The sequence below is a fragment of the Streptomyces sp. NPDC060027 genome, from assembly GCF_042737005.1.
In the GTDB taxonomy this organism is placed as follows: domain Bacteria; phylum Actinomycetota; class Actinomycetes; order Streptomycetales; family Streptomycetaceae; genus Streptomyces.
This window is the reverse complement of record NZ_JBHWVI010000198.1, coordinates 1-16,860: the sequence shown is the minus strand read 5'-3', so window position 1 is coordinate 16,860 and position 16,860 is coordinate 1. Positions and strand designations below refer to the sequence as shown.

The window sequence follows — 16,860 nt, the reverse complement described above, 5'->3', positions numbered from 1 at the left end:
GGCTCAGCGCGGACCGGCCCCTTCGTCGTACGACCTTGGTCAGGCTTCCAGCGTCCGGCCCTCGTGGAGGGCGATGGCCCGCTGCATGGCCTTGCGTGCGCGCGGGGTGTCGCGGGCGTCGTGGTAGGCGATCGCGAGGCGGAACCAGCTGCGCCAGTCGTTGGGGGCGTCCTCGGTCTCGGCCTTGCGGCGGGCGAAGACCTCGTCGGCCGAGTCGCGGTCGATGCGGCCGCCCTCGGTGCGCCTCAGCTCGTCCGGGGGCAGACCGCCCTCGGCGTCGAGCACGGCGGCGAGCCGGTTGGCCTTCCGGACGAACTGGGTGTTCATCCAGAGGAACCAGACACCGATGACCGGCAGGATGAGCACCGCGACACCGAAGGTGACGGTGATCAGGGTGCCGTTCTGGATGAGGAGCACGCCCCGGCTGCCGACCAGGACGAAATAGACGACCAGGACGGCGGCCGTGATGGCATAGGTGATCTTCGCGCGCATGTCTGCCGGCTAACTCTTGTACGTCCCCCGGCTCAGCCGAGGTCCAGGAAGTGTTCCAGGCCGAAGGTGAGGCCCGGGGTGGTCACCACGCGGCGGGCGCCGAGCAGGATGCCCGGCATGAAGCTGCTGTGGTGGAGGGAGTCGTGGCGGATGGTCAGGGTCTCGCCCTCGCCGCCGAGCAGGACCTCCTGGTGGGCGAGGAGGCCGCGCAGCCGGACCGCGTGCACCGGCACACCGTCGACGTCGGCGCCGCGGGCGCCGTCCAGGGCAGTCACCGTGGCATCGGGCTGCGGAGCGCTGCCCGCGCGCTCCCGGGCCGCCGCGATGAGCTGAGCGGTGCGCGTGGCGGTGCCGCTGGGGGCGTCCACCTTGTTCGGGTGATGCAGCTCGACGACCTCGACGGACTCGAAGTAGGGCGCTGCGACCTCGGCGAACTTCATCGTCAGTACGGCCCCGATGGAGAAGTTCGGCGCGATGAGCACGCCGGTCTCCGGGGACGCGGCCAGCGAGGTGCCGAGCTGCGCGAGGCGCTCCTCGGTCCAGCCGGTCGTACCGACCACGGCGTGGATGCCGTGCCGGACGCAGAAGTCGAGGTTGCCCATCACCGAGGCGGGCGTGGTCAGCTCGACGACGACCTGCGCCCCCGCGTCGACCAGTGTCTCCAGCTTGTCGCCGCGGCCCAGCGCGGCCACCAGCTCCATGTCCTCGGCGGCCTCGACGGCTCGTACCGCCTCGGCTCCGATCCGGCCCTTGGCACCGAGGACCGCCACGCGCAGCTTGCTCATTGCTTCGTTCCTTACCGAGACGGGATTCGAGACGGGATCTACGCGACCGCGTCGTGCAGTCGGGACGCCTGTTTGTCCTTGACCGGGCCGATGACCGCCAGCGAGGGGCGCTGTCCGAGGACGTCCCGGGCGATCGAACGGACCTCGTCCGGGGTGACCGACGCTATCCGGGCCAGCATGTCGTCGACCGACATCTGCTCGCCCCAGCACAGCTCGCTCTTGCCGATCCGGTTCATCAGCGCGCCGGTGTCCTCCAGGCCGAGGACCGTGGAGCCCTGGAGCTGGCCGATGGCGCGGCCGATCTCGTCGTCCGAGAGACCGTGCTCGGCGACCTGGTCGAGCTCGTCGCGGCAGAGCTTGAGGACGTCGTGGACCTGGCTCGGGCGGCAACCCGCGTAGACGCCGAAGAGGCCGCAGTCGGCGAAGCCCGAGGTGTACGAATACACGCTGTAGGCCAGGCCGCGCTTCTCGCGGACCTCCTGGAACAGGCGCGAGGACATGCCGCCGCCCAGGGCGGTGTTCAGGACGCCCAGGGCCCAGCGGCGGTCGTCGGTGCGGGCCAGGCCCGGCATGCCGAGGACGACATGGGCCTGCTCGGTCTTGCGGCCGAGCAGTTCGACGCGGCCCGCGGTGCGGATGCTGCGCCGGCCGTCGCGCGGGGCGATGGGGGCCGCCTCGGCGTTCTTGAAGGCGCCGGCCTTCTCGAAGGCGGCGCGGACCTGGCGTACGACCTTGTTGTGGTCGACGTTGCCCGCACAGGCCACGACGAGGTGCGTCGGGTCGTAGTGCTTCTTGTAGAAGCGGCGGATGCGGTCCGCGGTGAGGGCGTTGACCGTGTTGACCGTGCCGAGGACCGGGCGTCCGAGGGGGGTGTCGCCGAGCATGGTGTGCGCGAACAGGTCGTGCACGCAGTCGCCCGGGTCGTCCTCGGTCATCGCGATCTCTTCGAGGATCGCGCCGCGCTCGACGTTGACGTCGTCCTCGAGGATGAGCGAGCCGGTCAGCATGTCGCAGACGACGTCGATGGCCAGCGGCAGGTCGGTGTCGAGCACGCGTGCGTAGTAGCACGTGTACTCCTTGGCCGTGAACGCGTTCATCTCGCCGCCGACCGCGTCGATCGCCGAGGAGATGTCCAGGGCGGACCTGCGGTTCGTGCCCTTGAAGAGCAGGTGCTCCAGATAGTGCGTGGCGCCGTTCAGGGACGGCGTCTCGTCGCGGGAGCCCACGTGCGCCCAGATGCCGAACGTGGCGGAGCGCACGGAGGGGAGCGTCTCGGTGACGATGCGCAGGCCGCCGGGGAGGGTGGTCTTGCGGACCGTACCGATGCCGTTCGCGCCCTTGATGAGGGTTTGGGTACGGGCGACGGCCCGCGCCTCCGAAGAGGTGCGGGCCGTCGTCGTGGAGCTACTCGACGTCACTGGTCGGTGTCGTCCTTCTTCTCATCGTCGCTTTCGCCCTCGACCACGGGGATCAGGGAGAGCTTGCCGCGGGAGTCGATCTCGGCGATCTCGACCTGGACCTTGGAGCCCACGGCCAGGACGTCCTCGACGTTCTCCACGCGCTTGCCGCCGGCGAGCTTGCGGATCTGCGAGATGTGCAGCAGACCGTCCTTGCCCGGGAGCAGCGACACGAACGCACCGAAGGTCGTCGTCTTCACGACGGTGCCCAGGTAGCGCTCGCCGACCTCCGGCATGGTCGGGTTGGCGATCGCGTTGATCGTGGCGCGGGCGGCCTCGGCCTGCGAGCCCTGCTGGGCACCGATGTAGATGGTGCCGTCGTCCTCGATCGTGATGTCGGCGCCGGTGTCCTCCTGGATCTGGTTGATCATCTTGCCCTTGGGGCCGATGACCTCACCGATCTTGTCCACGGGGATCTTGACGGTGATGATCCGCGGGGCGTTCGGGGACATCTCGTCCGGCGTGTCGATCGCTTCCATCATCACGTCGAGGATGTGGAGGCGGGCGTCGCGGGCCTGCTTGAGGGCCGCGGCCAGGACGGAGGCGGGGATGCCGTCCAGCTTGGTGTCGAGCTGGAGGGCGGTCACGAACTCCTTGGTGCCGGCGACCTTGAAGTCCATGTCACCGAAGGCGTCCTCCGCACCGAGGATGTCGGTGAGGGCGACGTAGTGCGTCTGGCCGTCGATCTCCTGGGAGATCAGACCCATGGCGATACCCGCGACGGCGGCCTTGAGCGGCACACCGGCGTTGAGCAGCGACATGGTGGAGGCGCAGACCGAGCCCATGGACGTCGAGCCGTTGGAGCCGAGAGCCTCGGACACCTGACGGATCGCGTAGGGGAACTCCTCGCGGGTCGGCAGGACCGGCACGATCGCGCGCTCGGCGAGCGCGCCGTGGCCGATCTCGCGGCGCTTGGGGGAGCCGACGCGGCCCGTCTCACCGACGGAGTACGGCGGGAAGTTGTAGTTGTGCATGTAGCGCTTGCGGGTCACCGGGGAGAGGGTGTCCAGCTGCTGCTCCATACGGAGCATGTTCAGGGTGGTGACGCCCAGGATCTGGGTCTCGCCACGCTCGAACAGCGCCGAGCCGTGCACGCGCGGGATGGCCTCGACCTCGGCGGCCAGCGTACGGATGTCCGTGACGCCACGGCCGTCGATGCGGACCTTGTCCTTGATGACACGCTCGCGGACCAGCTTCTTGGTCAGCGAGCGGTACGCGGCGGAGATCTCCTTCTCGCGACCCTCGAACTGCGGGAGCAGCTTCTCGGCGGCGATCTCCTTGACGCGGTCCAGTTCGGCCTCGCGGTCCTGCTTGCCGGCGATGGTGAGCGCCTGGGCGAGCTCGCTCTTGACCGCGGCGGTCAGGGCCTCGAAGACGTCGTCCTGGTAGTCCAGGAAGATCGGGAACTCGCCGGTCGGCTTGGCGGCCTTCGCGGCGAGGTCCGACTGCGCCTTGCACAGGACCTTGATGAAGGGCTTCGAGGCGTCGAGGCCGGCGGCCACGACCTCCTCGGTCGGCGCCTCGGCGCCACCCTGGACCAGCTGGATCGTCTTCTCGGTGGCCTCGGCCTCGACCATCATGATCGCGACGTCGCCGTCCTCCAGGACGCGACCGGCGACGACCATGTCGAAGACGGCGTCCTCGAGCTCGGTGTGCGTCGGGAACGCGACCCACTGGCCGTTGATCAGCGCGACGCGGACGCCGCCGACCGGGCCGGAGAAGGGCAGACCGGCCAGCTGCGTGGACGCGGACGCCGCGTTGATCGCCACGACGTCGTACAGGTGGTCGGGGTTGAGGGCCATGATCGTCGCGACGACCTGGATCTCGTTGCGAAGGCCCTTCTTGAAGGACGGACGCAGCGGGCGGTCGATCAGGCGACAGGTGAGGATCGCGTCCTCGGAGGGACGGCCCTCGCGGCGGAAGAAGCTGCCGGGGATCTTGCCGGCGGCGTACATCCGCTCCTCGACGTCCACCGTGAGGGGGAAGAAGTCGAGCTGGTCCTTGGGCTTCTTGGAAGCGGTGGTGGCCGACAGCACCATGGTGTCGTCGTCCAGGTACGCGACGGCGGAGCCGGCGGCCTGCCTGGCCAGCCTGCCCGTCTCGAAGCGGATGGTGCGGGTGCCGAAGGAACCGTTGTCGATAACGGCCTCGGCGTAGTGGGTCTCGTTCTCCACTAGCGTTTTCTCCTCGTCTTCGTCCCGGTCCTGCCCGTGTGGCAGGGGGACGGTGGCGGAGAGGCGCTCCTTCTGGTGCGGGCCGGTCTTCGATCGAAGCACCCGGGGCTCTTTTCGCCCGGGGGCCACTACCGAGGACCGGCGGCGATGAGGCGCGCTTCTCCTCGTTCGTTGTCGTGAGATGCCCTACCCGGCGGGTAGGGCGTCGTCACGCTGTGTTCGTCCGTGCTGTTTCCTGCGTATTGCGTTGTGCTACCACACTACAAAGCGTCGGTGACACTCCGCACGTAGAGAGCACCTGAGGCAGCACATACAGCAAAAGGAGCGGCTCCCAAGAAGTGGGAACCGCTCCCTTCACGGCGTCTTACTTGGCGCCGCCGGCCGCACCACGACGGATGCCCAGGCGGTCGACCAGCGCACGGAAGCGCTGGATGTCCTTCTTGGCCAGGTACTGAAGCAGGCGGCGACGCTGGCCGACCAGGATCAGAAGACCACGGCGGGAGTGGTGGTCGTGCTTGTGGGTCTTGAGGTGCTCGGTCAGGTCCGAGATCCGGCGCGAAAGCATGGCGACCTGGACCTCGGGGGAGCCGGTGTCGCCCTCCTTCTGACCGAACTCGCTGATGAGCTGCTTCTTCGTAGCGGCGTCGAGCGGCACGCTTACTCCTTGTAGTCTCGTGTCTGCCACCGAGTGCCCCTGGTCGAATTCTCAGGGGAGCTTCCGTGACTCGGAAGGCGGGGATCCGCTGGGCGCGGCCTCCAGAGCAGCGCTCCGGGGGCGCGTACACAAACGGCCGTTACACAGGGTACCAGCCTGGGCGGATACGTCTGCCAGGGTCACAGAAGGTCCCCGGACGGTGTGGGCCAGGCCACTAGGGTGACGCCGCAGAGGTCATTCGTACGTGGGGAAGGGGCCGGCGGAACATGGCCGAGGAAGCGGACAAGGACGTCAAGGCGCGCAAGGAGCGGGAGAAGGACGAGCTCTACGCCCTCGACATCTCGGACGTCGTATGGCAGAGCGCACCGGGCACCGAGGAGCACGAGGAGCGGGTCGAGATCGCCTATCTGCCCGAGGGCGCGGTGGCCATGCGGTCGTCGCTCGACCCCGGGACGGTCCTCCGGTACACGGAGGCGGAATGGCGGGCCTTCGTGCTGGGTGCCCGGGACGGGGAGTTCGACCTGGAGCCCGCGCCCCCGGCGGGCGGTCTGCCGACGGAGTAGCGAGGCGTCAGGTCGGCCGGGGGTCACCGGCCGACCGGGCGCGTGGGCTTACGGACACGACCGGGCGTCACGGGTGGGCAGGCGGCGGCCGAGACTCGCGGCCGCACGGACCCCCGACCGGGCATCGTGAGTGGGCAGGCACCGCGGGCCGACGGGCCGACCGGGCGTCGTGAGCCGGGCGGAACGCCGGGAACTGTGGGGCCGGCACGGAGAGGTTCTCCGTGCCGGCCCCTTTGTCTCTGCCCGCCTTCTCGTTCCGCGTTCTCGTTCCGCCTTCTCGTTCCGCTTTCTCTGTCCGCACCTGTCGGCCCCTGTCCGCCTCACGGCTCCTGCCCCGTCGGTCGCTCGTTCACGGGAGTCAAGTGGCCCTCTCGATGCCGTTGTTTGTCCGCTTTGAGGGTCAATGGTGAGCGTGCGTACGCTACTTCTGGGCAGGGTGTGACGTAGCGGGCGGTCGCGGGTGGGTGGACAGGCCTGCCCCAGGGACAGTCATGGTGATTAGGCTGGGACCGGGCGCGACGCCAGAACCCGTGGACGGGTGGCTCGTGTTCCAGGGGGAGCCGGGTCAATTCGGACAACCTCGCACGGACTTCGGGCGGCCTCGGTCGTCCAAGGACGTCCATGGACGACAAGCAGACGGTCGCCCCGGCACGGCTTGAGGGTGCTCGACCACACCAGGAGGAATTGTGAACAGCGATCGGGACGGGAACCGCGGGGGCTGGGCCACGCCCGGCGATGACCAGTCCGACGCCGAGTCCGCCGTCGAGACGACGGGCGAGTTCACCATCGACTACGCGCCGCCGGCCTGGTACACGCAGAACGCCTCGGGCGGTTCCGGGGATTCGGGGGACGCGGGCGGCTCGCGGGCATCGGGCGATTCGGGTGACCCGGAAGGCTCGGCGGACTCGGCGGCTTCGGGTGCCTCGACGACTTCGGACAACCCGGCGGCTTCGGACGCTCCGGCGGCTACCGCGGTCGGCGCGGAGCCCGTTGGCGACCCCGAGGCCGTCCGGCCGCCCGTCGCGCAGTCCCCCGTCGCGCAGCCGCAGACTCCGGCCGTGGCGCCTGTCGCGGACGCCGGTGGCCCGACTGTTCTGCCCGACCTTCCCCCGGGCGGATTCCAGACGCAGTGGACGCCGCCCGCTCCCCCGGCGCCGGTCACCGAGCCCGCTGTGCCGGGCGGCGCCTCGCTCGCCCCGTCCAACACCCCTTCCGAGGAACCGGATTCCGGGAACGGGGACCTGGAGAGCGGCGCGACCATGCGGTTCTCCGCTGTCGCCCTGAAGCGTGAGATCGCGGAACGGTCGGCCGCGGAGGACACCGAGCCCGCGCTCGCGGATGCGCTCTCGGACGAGCCCTCGGATGTGCCGACGGATACGCCCGCGGCCACGACAGCGACCGGCTCGGACAACGCGGGCCCGGAGGCCCAGGCGGTTTCGGAGGCCGAGGGCGCGGCGGAGGCCGTGTCCGTTGCCGAGGGCGGCGCCGAGTCCGGTGACGAGGGCGGAGACAGTGGCGCCGGCGGCGCGACGGACGTCCAGGACGAGACAGAGACGGAGACAGAGACGGAGACGGAGGCCGAGGCCGAGGCCCCGAGCGCGCCTGTGGCCGTGGTCGAGCTCAATCCCGAGGTTGAGCCCGGTACCGAAGCCCAGCCCGGTGCCGAGACCCAGCCCGGTGCCGAGGCCCAGCATCAGCCCGTGGCCGCGCCCGTGACCGTCCCGGAGCCGGTGGCCGCACCCGAGCCCGTCATTGATCCCGTGCTCGCCTACCAGTCGCTGGAGGCCGCCTCCTCCCAGCGGGCGGGCGTGCCCGACGCACAGGTCGCGGACCGCGCCGCCGTGGTCGCGTCTCCGGGTGCCGAGTCCACCGGAGCACCGATCGGCGCCTCCGCGCAGGCCGAGGTCTCCGATGCCGTGGGGCAGCGTTCCACGGACGACGACGCCGGCACGGACCCTGCGACCCATGAGGCCGGGGGGCTCGGATCGCAGGGCGTCATCCAGGACGCGGTGCCGGTGCGGGGAGAATCCCCCGTCGGGGAACCGCAGGACGCCGTCCCCGAGGACGGCGAGCCCCAGGACGCGGTGCCCGCGGTACGGCCCGATGAGCCGGCGGACGTGCAGGACACACCCCCCGCCTGGGCTCCGCCGCCGCTGCCGCAGGGTGGGCTGCCGCCCTTGCCGCCCGCCTACCAGCCCGCGGCGCCCGCACCGGCCCCGCAGTGGCCCGCCTCCACGGAGCCCGCACCGGCCGCGCAGAGCCAGGTACCGCACCAGGTACCGCACCAGGCACCGGTGCCGCAGCAGGCCCCCACCGCACCGGCACCGGGCCAACCTTTCCAGCCCCCCACCGCACCGGCACCGGCGCCCGGTCAGCCCTTCCAGCCGCCCGCCGCACAGGCACCGGCACCGGCACCGGCACCGGCACCGGGCCAGCCCTTCCAGCCCCCCGCCGCACAGACACCCGCTCCCGGTCAGCCCTTCCAGCCGCCCGCGCCGCAGCCCGTGCCGTCGGCGTGGCCCTCGCCCGGTGCGCCCCTCGTCGCGGGTTCGCCGCAGGGGCCCGTACCCGTGCAGCCCCCCGCGGCCGAGAGCCCCGTGCCGGCTCCGCCGCAGGCTCAGCCCTCGGTGACGCCTGCCCCGGTCGCCGAGGCGCCCGTACCGAATCCGCCGCAGCAGGGGCACTACGGATTCCCCCAGCCCGGCACTCCGGACCCGGCATCCCCTCCGCAGGGCAGCTACGGCTTCCCGCAGCCCGGCGCGCCCGCCCCCGCTCCGGCGGCCCCGCCCGCGCAGGCCTCGGGGTACGGGTTCCCGCAGCAGAATGCCCCGAGCGCCCCGCAGGCTCCCGGTTACGGGTTCCCGCAGCCCCCCGCGCCCGCGCCGCACGCCGTGCCGCCGCACGCACCGGCTCCCACTCCCGTCCCGCAGCAGCAGGAGCAGCAGCAGGGCTACGGATTCCCGCAGCCGGCGGTCAACTCCCCTGCCCCGCAGCCCGGTTACGACCTCGCCCAGCCGCAGCCTCAGTCTCCGCACCACCCGGGCCCGGAGCCCGTGCAGCAGCAGCCCACGGCGCCCGTCGACCCGCGGACCGGCACCGCCTGGCCGCAGCCCGTGCGGCACGATCAGCGGCAGCCCGTCAATCCCGGTGCGGCCCCGCTCGGGTACACCGCGGCGGTGGAGCTCTCTTCCGACCGGCTGCTCAACAACAAGAAGCAGAAGGCCAAGAGCGGTCGACCTGCGGCCGCGTCGTCGCGCTTCAAGCTGGGCGGGAAGAAGGAAGAGGCCGAGCGGCAGCGGAAGTTGGAGCTGATCCGGACTCCGGTGCTCTCCTGCTACCGGATCGCCGTCATCAGTCTCAAGGGCGGTGTCGGCAAGACGACCACGACCACCGCGCTCGGCTCCACGCTCGCCACCGAACGGCAGGACAAGATCCTCGCCATCGACGCCAACCCGGACGCCGGCACGCTCGGCCGCCGGGTGCGTCGCGAGACCGGCGCCACCATTCGTGACCTCGTGCAGGCGATCCCGTACATCAACTCGTACATGGACATCCGGCGGTTCACCTCCCAGGCGCCCTCCGGGCTGGAGATCATCGCCAACGACGTCGACCCGGCCGTGTCCACGACCTTCAACGACGAGGACTACCGGCGCGCGATCGACGTTCTGGGCAAGCAGTACCCGATCATCCTGACCGACTCCGGTACGGGTCTGCTGTACAGCGCCATGCGCGGGGTGCTCGACCTCGCCGACCAGCTCATCATCATCTCGACGCCGTCGGTGGACGGGGCGAGCAGCGCCAGTACGACACTGGACTGGCTGTCGGCGCACGGCTACGCGGACCTCGTCTCGCGGTCGATCACCGTCATCTCCGGGGTGCGCGAGACCGGCAAGATGATCAAGGTGGACGACATCGTCAGCCACTTCGAGACGCGCTGCCGCGGTGTCGTGGTCGTGCCGTTCGACGAGCACCTCTCCGCGGGTGCCGAGGTCGACCTCGACATGATGCGGCCCAAGGTGCGGGAGGCGTACTTCAACCTCTCCGCGATGGTCGCCGAGGACATCGCGCGGCACCAGCAGTCGCTGGGGCTGTGGACGAACGACGGCAACCCACCGCCGGTGGCCGCGCCGCCGATGCCGGGCCAGTACGTGCCCGGACAGTACGTGCCCGGGCAGCCGGTTCCGGGGCAGGCTCCGCAGCCGCAGCCGCAGCCCGGACAGCCGTACGCGCAGCCGGGCCAGCCCTACCCGCAGCAGCCCGGGCAGCCCTATCCGCAAGGGCCGGGACAGGGCTATCCGGCACCCGGGCAGGCGTATCCGCAGCCGGGTCAGCCCTACCAGCCGGACCAGGGGCAGACCCCGCCGCCTCCGGCGCCCCCTCGGCGGTAGTCAGTAACCCGATCGGCCCCATCGAGGGACCGATTTCCCGCTCGGGCCCGCACCGTTCACGGACGGTGCGGGCCTTCGCGTCTCCGGGGACGGCATCGGCGCGTGTCCAGGGACGTCAGAAGCCGTCAGGCCGTCACCTGGGGTGCTTCACCGGTCTGGACCAATGAGCGAAGAATTCGCGTCAACTCGTTATTTTCGCAGGCCACATGGGGTTCATGCGCCGTTGACTCGCGCAGACGAGCGCTGGTAGACACACACATCAACCCGTCGGCGCCAGCCCGATCACGTCGTTCAACCAGCCATCCCTGTGCAAGCGATGACGCGAGGTCACCGACCCATGGACACACAAGATCAGCATCACAGAGGCCCGCTGCGCCCCCGGCTCATCGCCGCCGCAGGGGTCGCCGCCCTCACCCTCTCCGCCGGTCTCGCGACCCCCCTCAATCCGGCGCCGCAGCAGGCCCAGGCCAAGGAGACCAAGAAGGTCCTCACCGTCGCGGTCGCGCAGAGCGTCGACTCGCTGAGCCCCTTCCTGGCGTCACGGCTCGTCAGTACGAGCATCCACCGGCTCATGTACGAGTACCTGACCAACTACGACCCGGCGGACAACCACGCGATCCCGGGCCTCGCCACCAAGTGGGAGCCGTCCGCGGACAAGCTGACCTGGACGTACACGATCCGCTCCAATTCCAAGTGGTCGGACGGACAGCAGGCCACGGCCGAGGACGCGGCGTGGACGTTCAACAAGATGATGACCGACGACGGCGCGGCCACCGCCAACGGCAGCTTCGTCGCCAACTTCAAGAAGGTCACCGCTCCCAGCGCCACCCGGCTGGTGATAGAGCTGAAGAAGCCGCAGGCCACGATGGCCGCGCTCGATGTACCGATCGTGCCGAAGCATGTCTGGGAGAAGGTCGGCGACTTCTCCAAGTTCAACAACGACAAGAGCTTCCCGATCGTCGGCAACGGACCGTTCGTCCTGACGGACTACAAGGCCGACAGCTACGTACGTCTGAAGCCCAACAAGAGCTTCTGGCGCGGGGCGCCCAAGTTCGACGAGCTGGTGTTCAAGTACTACAAGGACGGGGACGCGGCCGTCGCGGCGCTGCAGAAGGGCGAGGTGTCCTTCGTCTCCGGTCTGACTCCGGCGCAGTCGGCCGCGCTCGAGTCCGAGCGGAACATCAAGGTCAACGACGCCCCGGGTCGCCGCTTCTACGCCCTGGCCACCAACCCCGGCGCCCAGGCCAAGGACGGCAAGCGCTTCGGTGACGGCGCCGAGTCGCTGCTCAACCAGAAGGTCCGCCAGGCGCTGTTCCTCTCGATCGACCGGCAGACGCTGATCGACAAGGTCTTCCAGGGTCACGCCGTCGCGGGCGAGGGCTACATCCCGCCGCGCTTCTCGACGTACTTCTGGAAGCCGTCGGCGAGCCAGACGATGGCGTACGACCCGGCGAAGGCGGCGAAACTCCTCGACCAGGCGGGCTACAAGAAGAACGGCGACGGCAAGCGCGTCGAGAAGAACGGCAAGCCCATCAACTACCGGATCCTCTGCCACGCGACCGACCCGAACGACAAGGCGGTCGGGCAGTACGTGAAGGAGTGGTTCGGGAAGCTGGGCATCGGGGTCACGCTCAACTGCCTGGACAACGTGACCGACCCCTGGCTGGCCGGCAAGTACGACCTCGCGTTCGACGGCTGGTCCGTCAACCCGGACCCCGACTTCGTCCTGTCGATCCACACCTGCGCCGCCCTGCCCGCCACCGCCAAGGACACGGGCGCGACGGACAACTTCATCTGCGACAAGAAGTACGACGCGCTGTACGACCAGCAGCTCGCCGAGTACGACACCGCCAAGCGGACCGACCTCGTCAAGCAGATGGAGTCGCGGCTGTACGACACCGGGTACATGAACGTCATGGCGTACCCGAACGCGGTCGAGGCCTATCGCACCGATCAGATCAAGTCGATCGAGACGATGCCGAAGGCCGCGGGCAACATCTACGGCCAGGACGGTTACTGGAGCTGGTGGTCGGCGGTTCCGGCGGGCTCCTCCGGTGCGTCCTCCGACGGTTCGGACTCGACGGGCGTCATCATCGGCATCGTCGCGGGCGTCGCCGTCCTCGTGGGGGCCGGTGTGTTCTTCGCGATGCGCCGCCGCTCGACGGCCGAGGACCGTGAGTAGCGCACGCACCGCACCCGAGGGCACCCCGCACGAACACCCGCGAGGTCCCGATGAACGTACGAGCGAATGAGTAGTTCATGACCGCTGAGGCAACACCCTCGCTGGTCGAGGCGACCGGCGGTCCGGCAGCGGCCGGGCCGTCGGTCCGCGGGACGAAGGCGCGCGCCCGGACCGCCTACCCGCGGTACGTGGCGGGCAAGTTGGGCGGCGCGGCCGTCTCCCTGCTCGCCGTCCTCGTCACCAGCTTCTTCCTCTTCCGACTCATCCCCGGCGACCCGGTCAAGTACATGACCGGCGGCCGCCAGGTGTCCGCCGAACAACTGGCCAACTACCGCATGGAGTTCGGGCTCGATCTGCCCATGTGGGAGCAGTTCACCGACTACTGCGGCAAGGCGCTCACCGGCGATCTCGGCACCTCCTACCAGTTCCGCGCCCCCGTCATCGACAAGATCACCGAGGCGCTGCCGAACACCCTCCTGCTCACCGGGACGGCGTTCGTCCTCTACACCGCGCTCGGCATCTTCATCGGCACCCGCTCCGCCTGGCGCAACGGCGGGAAGAGCGACCGCATCAACACGGGTCTGGCGCTGACCCTCTACTCGATCCCGTCCTTCTGGCTGGGGCTGCTGCTCATCATCGTCTTCTCGGTGGGCATGGGCCCGGTCCCCGGACTGTTCCCGACCGGCGGCATGGAATCGGGGGGCGAGCAGGGCTTCGCGTACGTTCTCGATGTCGCCCACCATCTGGTCCTGCCGGTGGTGACGCTGGTCGCCGTCGAGTACGGACAGACCCTGCTGGTCACCCGCTCGGCGCTGCTCGACGAGATGGGCAGCGACTATCTGACCACGGCCCGCGCGAAGGGGCTGCGGGACGACCTCGTACGCCGCCGGCACGCCGTGCCGAACGCGCTGCTGCCCACCGTCACCCTGATCTTCATCAACCTCGGCCGGACGGTCGCGGGTGTGATCCTCGTGGAGACCGTCTTCTCCTGGCCCGGCCTCGGCGGGCTCTTCTACCAGGCGCTGAGCGTGCCCGATCTGCCGCTGGTGCAGGGGCTGTTCTTCGTCTTCGCGGCAGCGGTGATCGTGATGAACACGCTGGCCGACCTGATCTATCCGCTGCTGGACCCACGGGTGGGCCGATGACCACGACCGAGCCGGACGGGCCGATGACGGCCGAAGCACCCCCGCGGGTGGCCCAGCCGGGTCCGCGCACCCTCGCGTGGCAGCGCCGCCGTCGCTCCGCCGCCCGATTCTGGAAGCAGTACCGCACCCACCGGGCGGGCGTCCTCGGGCTCGCCGCCCTCGGCCTCTTCGCGCTGATCGCGGTGACCGCGCCGCTGACGGTGGGATCCGACGTGCAGAGCGTGACCAGCGCGCCGGGCGAGCCGCTGGAGAGCCCGAGCGCCGAATTCCCGCTCGGCACCGACCAGTTCGGCCGCAATCTGCTCGGTCTGGTGGTGTGGGGCGCCCGTGTCTCACTGCTGGTCGGACTGCTCGCCGCCGTGCTGTCGGTGGCGATCGGGGCGCTGATCGGGATCACCGCCGGGCACTTCCGCGGCTGGTACGCGACCGTCCTGATGCGGATCACGGACTGGTTCCTGGTGATGCCGACGCTGGTCCTCGCCATCGCGCTGGCGACCGTGATGACCCGCTCCCTGGGCACGATCATCCTGGCGATCGGCGTCACCACCTGGCCCACGACGGCCCGGCTGGTGCGCGCGCAGACCCTCGCGGTGGAGTCGCGGCCGTACATCGAGCGGGCCAAGGCGCTCGGGGGCGGCCACCGGCACATCATGTCCCGCCACGTGCTGCCCAATGTGATGCCGCTGGTCCTGGCCCAGACCACGCTCATCATCTCCTCGGCGATCCTCGCGGAGGCGACGCTCGCGTTCCTCGGCCTCGGCGATCCGACCGTCGTGTCGTGGGGCGGGCTGCTCCAGGACGCGCGCGAGGCGGGCGCGGTCAGCGCGGGCAAGTGGTGGTACCTGGTGCCGCCGGGTGTCGCGATCGCGGTGGTCGCGCTGGCGTTCACGCTGTGCGGGCGCGCGGTCGAGTCCGTCCTCAACCCGAAGCTGGGGGTGGCGCGTTGAGTACGGCGACCGAGGGAACAGCGAGTGCTCCGAGCACGACGAGCGGTCGACGGCTGCTGGAGGTCAGAAACCTCGAAGTGACGTACCCGGGCGGCGCCGCCGCGGTGCGCGGGGTGGATCTCTCGCTCGACGCGGGCCAGAAGCTCGGCATCGCGGGCGAGTCCGGCTGCGGCAAGTCCACCCTGGCGCTGGCGCTGCTGCGACTGCTGCCCGCGGGCACCCGCACCAGCGGGGAGATCCTCCTCGCCGGGGAGGACGTGCTGACGATGAAGTGGGGGCGGGTGCGGGCGGTGCGCTGGGCGGGCGCGTCCATCGTCTTCCAGGGCGCGATGCACTCGCTGAACGCCGTGCACCGCGTCGGCGACCAGATCGCCGAGCCGATCCTGCTCCACCGGAAGGCGACCCCGGCGGGCGCGCGGAAGAAGACCGGCGAACTGCTCGAACAGGTGGGACTGCCGGCCGCACGCGCGGACGCCTATCCGCACGAACTCTCCGGCGGCCAGCGCCAACGCGTCATGATCGCCATGGCGTTGGCCTGCGACCCCCAGCTGGTCATCGCCGACGAACCGACGACCGCGCTCGACGTGATGATCCAGGCGCAGATCCTCCGTCTGATCCAGCAGCTCGTCAGCGAGCAGGAGGTGGGGCTCGTCATGATCAGCCACGACCTCGCCGTGCTGGCCGACACCTGTGACCGGCTCGCCGTGATGTACGCGGGCCGCGTCGTCGAGGAGGGCCCCGCCCGGCAGGTCTACGACAACGCCCGGCATCCGTACGGCAAAGCCCTCTCGTCGGCCTTCCCGCGCATCGGCGACCCGGCGTCGCGGTTCGCTCCGCGCGGGCTGCCCGGCGATCCGCCGGACCCGTCGGCGCTGCCGTCCGGCTGTACCTTCCACCCGCGCTGCCCGGTGGCACTGGACGTGTGCGCGACGGAGGACCAGGTGCTGCGGGACGCGGGAGCGGGACGATGGGCGGCCTGTGTCCACGCGGGCACGGCCGTGGACGCGGAACCGGTCAGGAGCACGCCATGACGACAACCCCCGTTACGACCGGGCCGCTGCTGCGCGCCGAGGGCCTGCACGTCTCGTTCCCCGGCCGGCAGGGTGCCGACCGTGCCCGTGCCGTCGACGGCGTCGACCTCGACATCCGGCCCGGCGAGATCGTCGCCCTGGTCGGCGAGTCGGGCTGCGGCAAGACGACGCTGGCCCGCTCGCTCCTCGGCCTGGTCCCGCCGACCGGCGGCGGTGTCACCTTCGACGGCAAGGCGCTGGACTACTCCTCACGCGCCCTGAAGGCGTACCGAAAGCGCGTCCAGCTGGTCCTCCAGGACCCCAGCGGCTCGCTGAACCCCCGGCACACGGTCTATGACGCGGTGGCCGAGGGCCTGCGCATCCACCGGTACGGCGGCGACGAGCGGGCGGCGGTCGCCGAGGCTCTGTCCCGGGCGGGCCTGCGCCCTCCGGAGCGCTTCTTCCTGCGCTACCCGCATGAGCTGTCCGGCGGCCAGCGGCAGCGCGTCGTCATCGCCGGCGCGCTCGTCCTGGAGCCCGAACTCATCGTCGCCGACGAGCCGGTGGCCTCCCTCGACGCCTCGGTCCGCGGCGAGATCCTCGCGCTGCTTCTGCGGCTGCGTACCGAACTCGGTCTGTCCGCCCTGGTGGTGACCCATGATCTGGGCCTGGCGTGGAACATCGCCGACCGGGTCGCGGTGATGTACCTGGGCCGGATCGTGGAGACCGGTGCCGTCGAGCAGGTCCTGACGGCACCTCAGCATCCCTACACCCAGGCCCTGTTGTCCGTCCTGCCGGAGGCCCCGGGCGATCCGGTCGTGCTGAGCGGTGAGCCCCCGGACCCCTCCCGCATCCCCGGAGGCTGCCGGTTCCACGCCCGCTGCCAGATCCTGGCGAGCGGTGAGGCCGAACGGGCGGGCGTGGCGGACGCCTGCCGGAGCCAGGACCTGGAGGTACTGGACGGCGGCGGCGGAACGCAGGTGGCGTGCCACTGGGCGCGGGCGGTACGCCGCGACGCCTGAGCGCGAGAGAGGGGCGGGCGGGGGGGCCCCGGCCCCCGCC

Annotated in this window: 12 protein-coding genes; 7 read left to right on the top strand and 5 right to left on the bottom strand. The window is 70.6% G+C overall.

The window, feature by feature from the left end; genetic code table 11:
• Nucleotides 1–39 precede the first annotated feature (39 nt).
• The 5 genes from ACFWBT_RS33810 to rpsO all read right to left on the bottom strand — a co-directional run bounded on the left by ACFWBT_RS33810 (nucleotide 40) and on the right by rpsO (nucleotide 5,563).
• Nucleotides 40–492, bottom strand: coding sequence for a hypothetical protein (locus tag ACFWBT_RS33810; RefSeq protein WP_356471059.1), 453 nt, complete (start codon nucleotides 490–492; stop codon nucleotides 40–42).
• Between the two features lie 32 nt (nucleotides 493–524).
• The gene (gene dapB / locus ACFWBT_RS33805; protein ID WP_266763348.1) at nucleotides 525–1,277 is read right to left on the bottom strand and encodes a 4-hydroxy-tetrahydrodipicolinate reductase; all 753 of its coding nucleotides are present in this window, start codon (nucleotides 1,275–1,277) and stop codon (nucleotides 525–527) included.
• Nucleotides 1,278–1,315: 38 nt separating this feature from the next.
• A complete protein-coding gene (locus tag ACFWBT_RS33800) occupies nucleotides 1,316–2,695 on the bottom strand; it encodes a pitrilysin family protein (protein ID WP_351552961.1) in 1,380 nt (459 codons plus the stop codon).
• The gene (locus ACFWBT_RS33795; protein ID WP_385706793.1) at nucleotides 2,692–4,908 is read right to left on the bottom strand and encodes a polyribonucleotide nucleotidyltransferase; all 2,217 of its coding nucleotides are present in this window, start codon (nucleotides 4,906–4,908) and stop codon (nucleotides 2,692–2,694) included. Before ACFWBT_RS33795 ends, ACFWBT_RS33800 begins: the two co-directional genes overlap by 4 nt.
• A gap of 364 nt (nucleotides 4,909–5,272) precedes the next feature.
• On the bottom strand, nucleotides 5,273–5,563 hold the full coding sequence (gene rpsO, locus ACFWBT_RS33790) for a 30S ribosomal protein S15 (RefSeq protein ID WP_081219736.1): 291 nt from the start codon (nucleotides 5,561–5,563) through the stop codon (nucleotides 5,273–5,275).
• A 266-nt stretch (nucleotides 5,564–5,829) separates the two neighbouring features.
• Here rpsO and ACFWBT_RS33785 point away from each other — a divergent pair, with 266 nt between their 5' ends.
• From ACFWBT_RS33785 to ACFWBT_RS33755, 7 genes are all read left to right on the top strand, one after another.
• Nucleotides 5,830–6,126: a DUF397 domain-containing protein gene (locus ACFWBT_RS33785; protein ID WP_385706792.1), complete on the top strand. Its 297-nt coding sequence runs from the start codon at nucleotides 5,830–5,832 to the stop codon at nucleotides 6,124–6,126.
• A 686-nt stretch (nucleotides 6,127–6,812) separates the two neighbouring features.
• Nucleotides 6,813–10,514 carry an SCO5717 family growth-regulating ATPase gene (locus tag ACFWBT_RS33780; protein ID WP_385706791.1) on the top strand — a complete coding sequence of 1,234 codons (3,702 nt, stop codon included), beginning with the start codon at nucleotides 6,813–6,815 and terminating at the stop codon, nucleotides 10,512–10,514.
• A gap of 337 nt (nucleotides 10,515–10,851) precedes the next feature.
• Nucleotides 10,852–12,696 carry an ABC transporter substrate-binding protein gene (locus tag ACFWBT_RS33775; RefSeq protein ID WP_385706790.1) on the top strand — a complete coding sequence of 615 codons (1,845 nt, stop codon included), beginning with the start codon at nucleotides 10,852–10,854 and terminating at the stop codon, nucleotides 12,694–12,696.
• Nucleotides 12,697–12,773: 77 nt separating this feature from the next.
• Nucleotides 12,774–13,841, top strand: coding sequence for an ABC transporter permease (locus ACFWBT_RS33770; protein ID WP_385706789.1), 1,068 nt, complete (start codon nucleotides 12,774–12,776; stop codon nucleotides 13,839–13,841).
• On the top strand, nucleotides 13,838–14,788 hold the full coding sequence (locus ACFWBT_RS33765; RefSeq protein ID WP_385706788.1) for an ABC transporter permease: 951 nt from the start codon (nucleotides 13,838–13,840) through the stop codon (nucleotides 14,786–14,788). The genes ACFWBT_RS33770 and ACFWBT_RS33765 overlap by 4 nt, the downstream gene beginning before the upstream one ends.
• Nucleotides 14,785–15,819: an ABC transporter ATP-binding protein gene (locus ACFWBT_RS33760; protein ID WP_385706787.1), complete on the top strand. Its 1,035-nt coding sequence runs from the start codon at nucleotides 14,785–14,787 to the stop codon at nucleotides 15,817–15,819. The genes ACFWBT_RS33765 and ACFWBT_RS33760 overlap by 4 nt, the downstream gene beginning before the upstream one ends.
• The gene (locus ACFWBT_RS33755; RefSeq protein ID WP_385706786.1) at nucleotides 15,816–16,820 is read left to right on the top strand and encodes an ABC transporter ATP-binding protein; all 1,005 of its coding nucleotides are present in this window, start codon (nucleotides 15,816–15,818) and stop codon (nucleotides 16,818–16,820) included. Before ACFWBT_RS33760 ends, ACFWBT_RS33755 begins: the two co-directional genes overlap by 4 nt.
• Nucleotides 16,821–16,860: the final 40 nt, after the last annotated feature.

Coding starts and splice junctions, on each gene's coding strand:
- ACFWBT_RS33810 (WP_356471059.1), bottom strand. CDS start 492: ATGCGCGCGAAGATCACCTATGCCATCACGGCCGCCGTCCTGGTCGTC.
- dapB (WP_266763348.1), bottom strand. CDS start 1,277: ATGAGCAAGCTGCGCGTGGCGGTCCTCGGTGCCAAGGGCCGGATCGGA.
- ACFWBT_RS33785 (WP_385706792.1), top strand. CDS start 5,830: ATGGCCGAGGAAGCGGACAAGGACGTCAAGGCGCGCAAGGAGCGGGAG.
- ACFWBT_RS33775 (WP_385706790.1), top strand. CDS start 10,852: ATGGACACACAAGATCAGCATCACAGAGGCCCGCTGCGCCCCCGGCTC.
- ACFWBT_RS33770 (WP_385706789.1), top strand. CDS start 12,774: ATGACCGCTGAGGCAACACCCTCGCTGGTCGAGGCGACCGGCGGTCCG.
- ACFWBT_RS33765 (WP_385706788.1), top strand. CDS start 13,838: ATGACCACGACCGAGCCGGACGGGCCGATGACGGCCGAAGCACCCCCG.
- ACFWBT_RS33755 (WP_385706786.1), top strand. CDS start 15,816: ATGACGACAACCCCCGTTACGACCGGGCCGCTGCTGCGCGCCGAGGGC.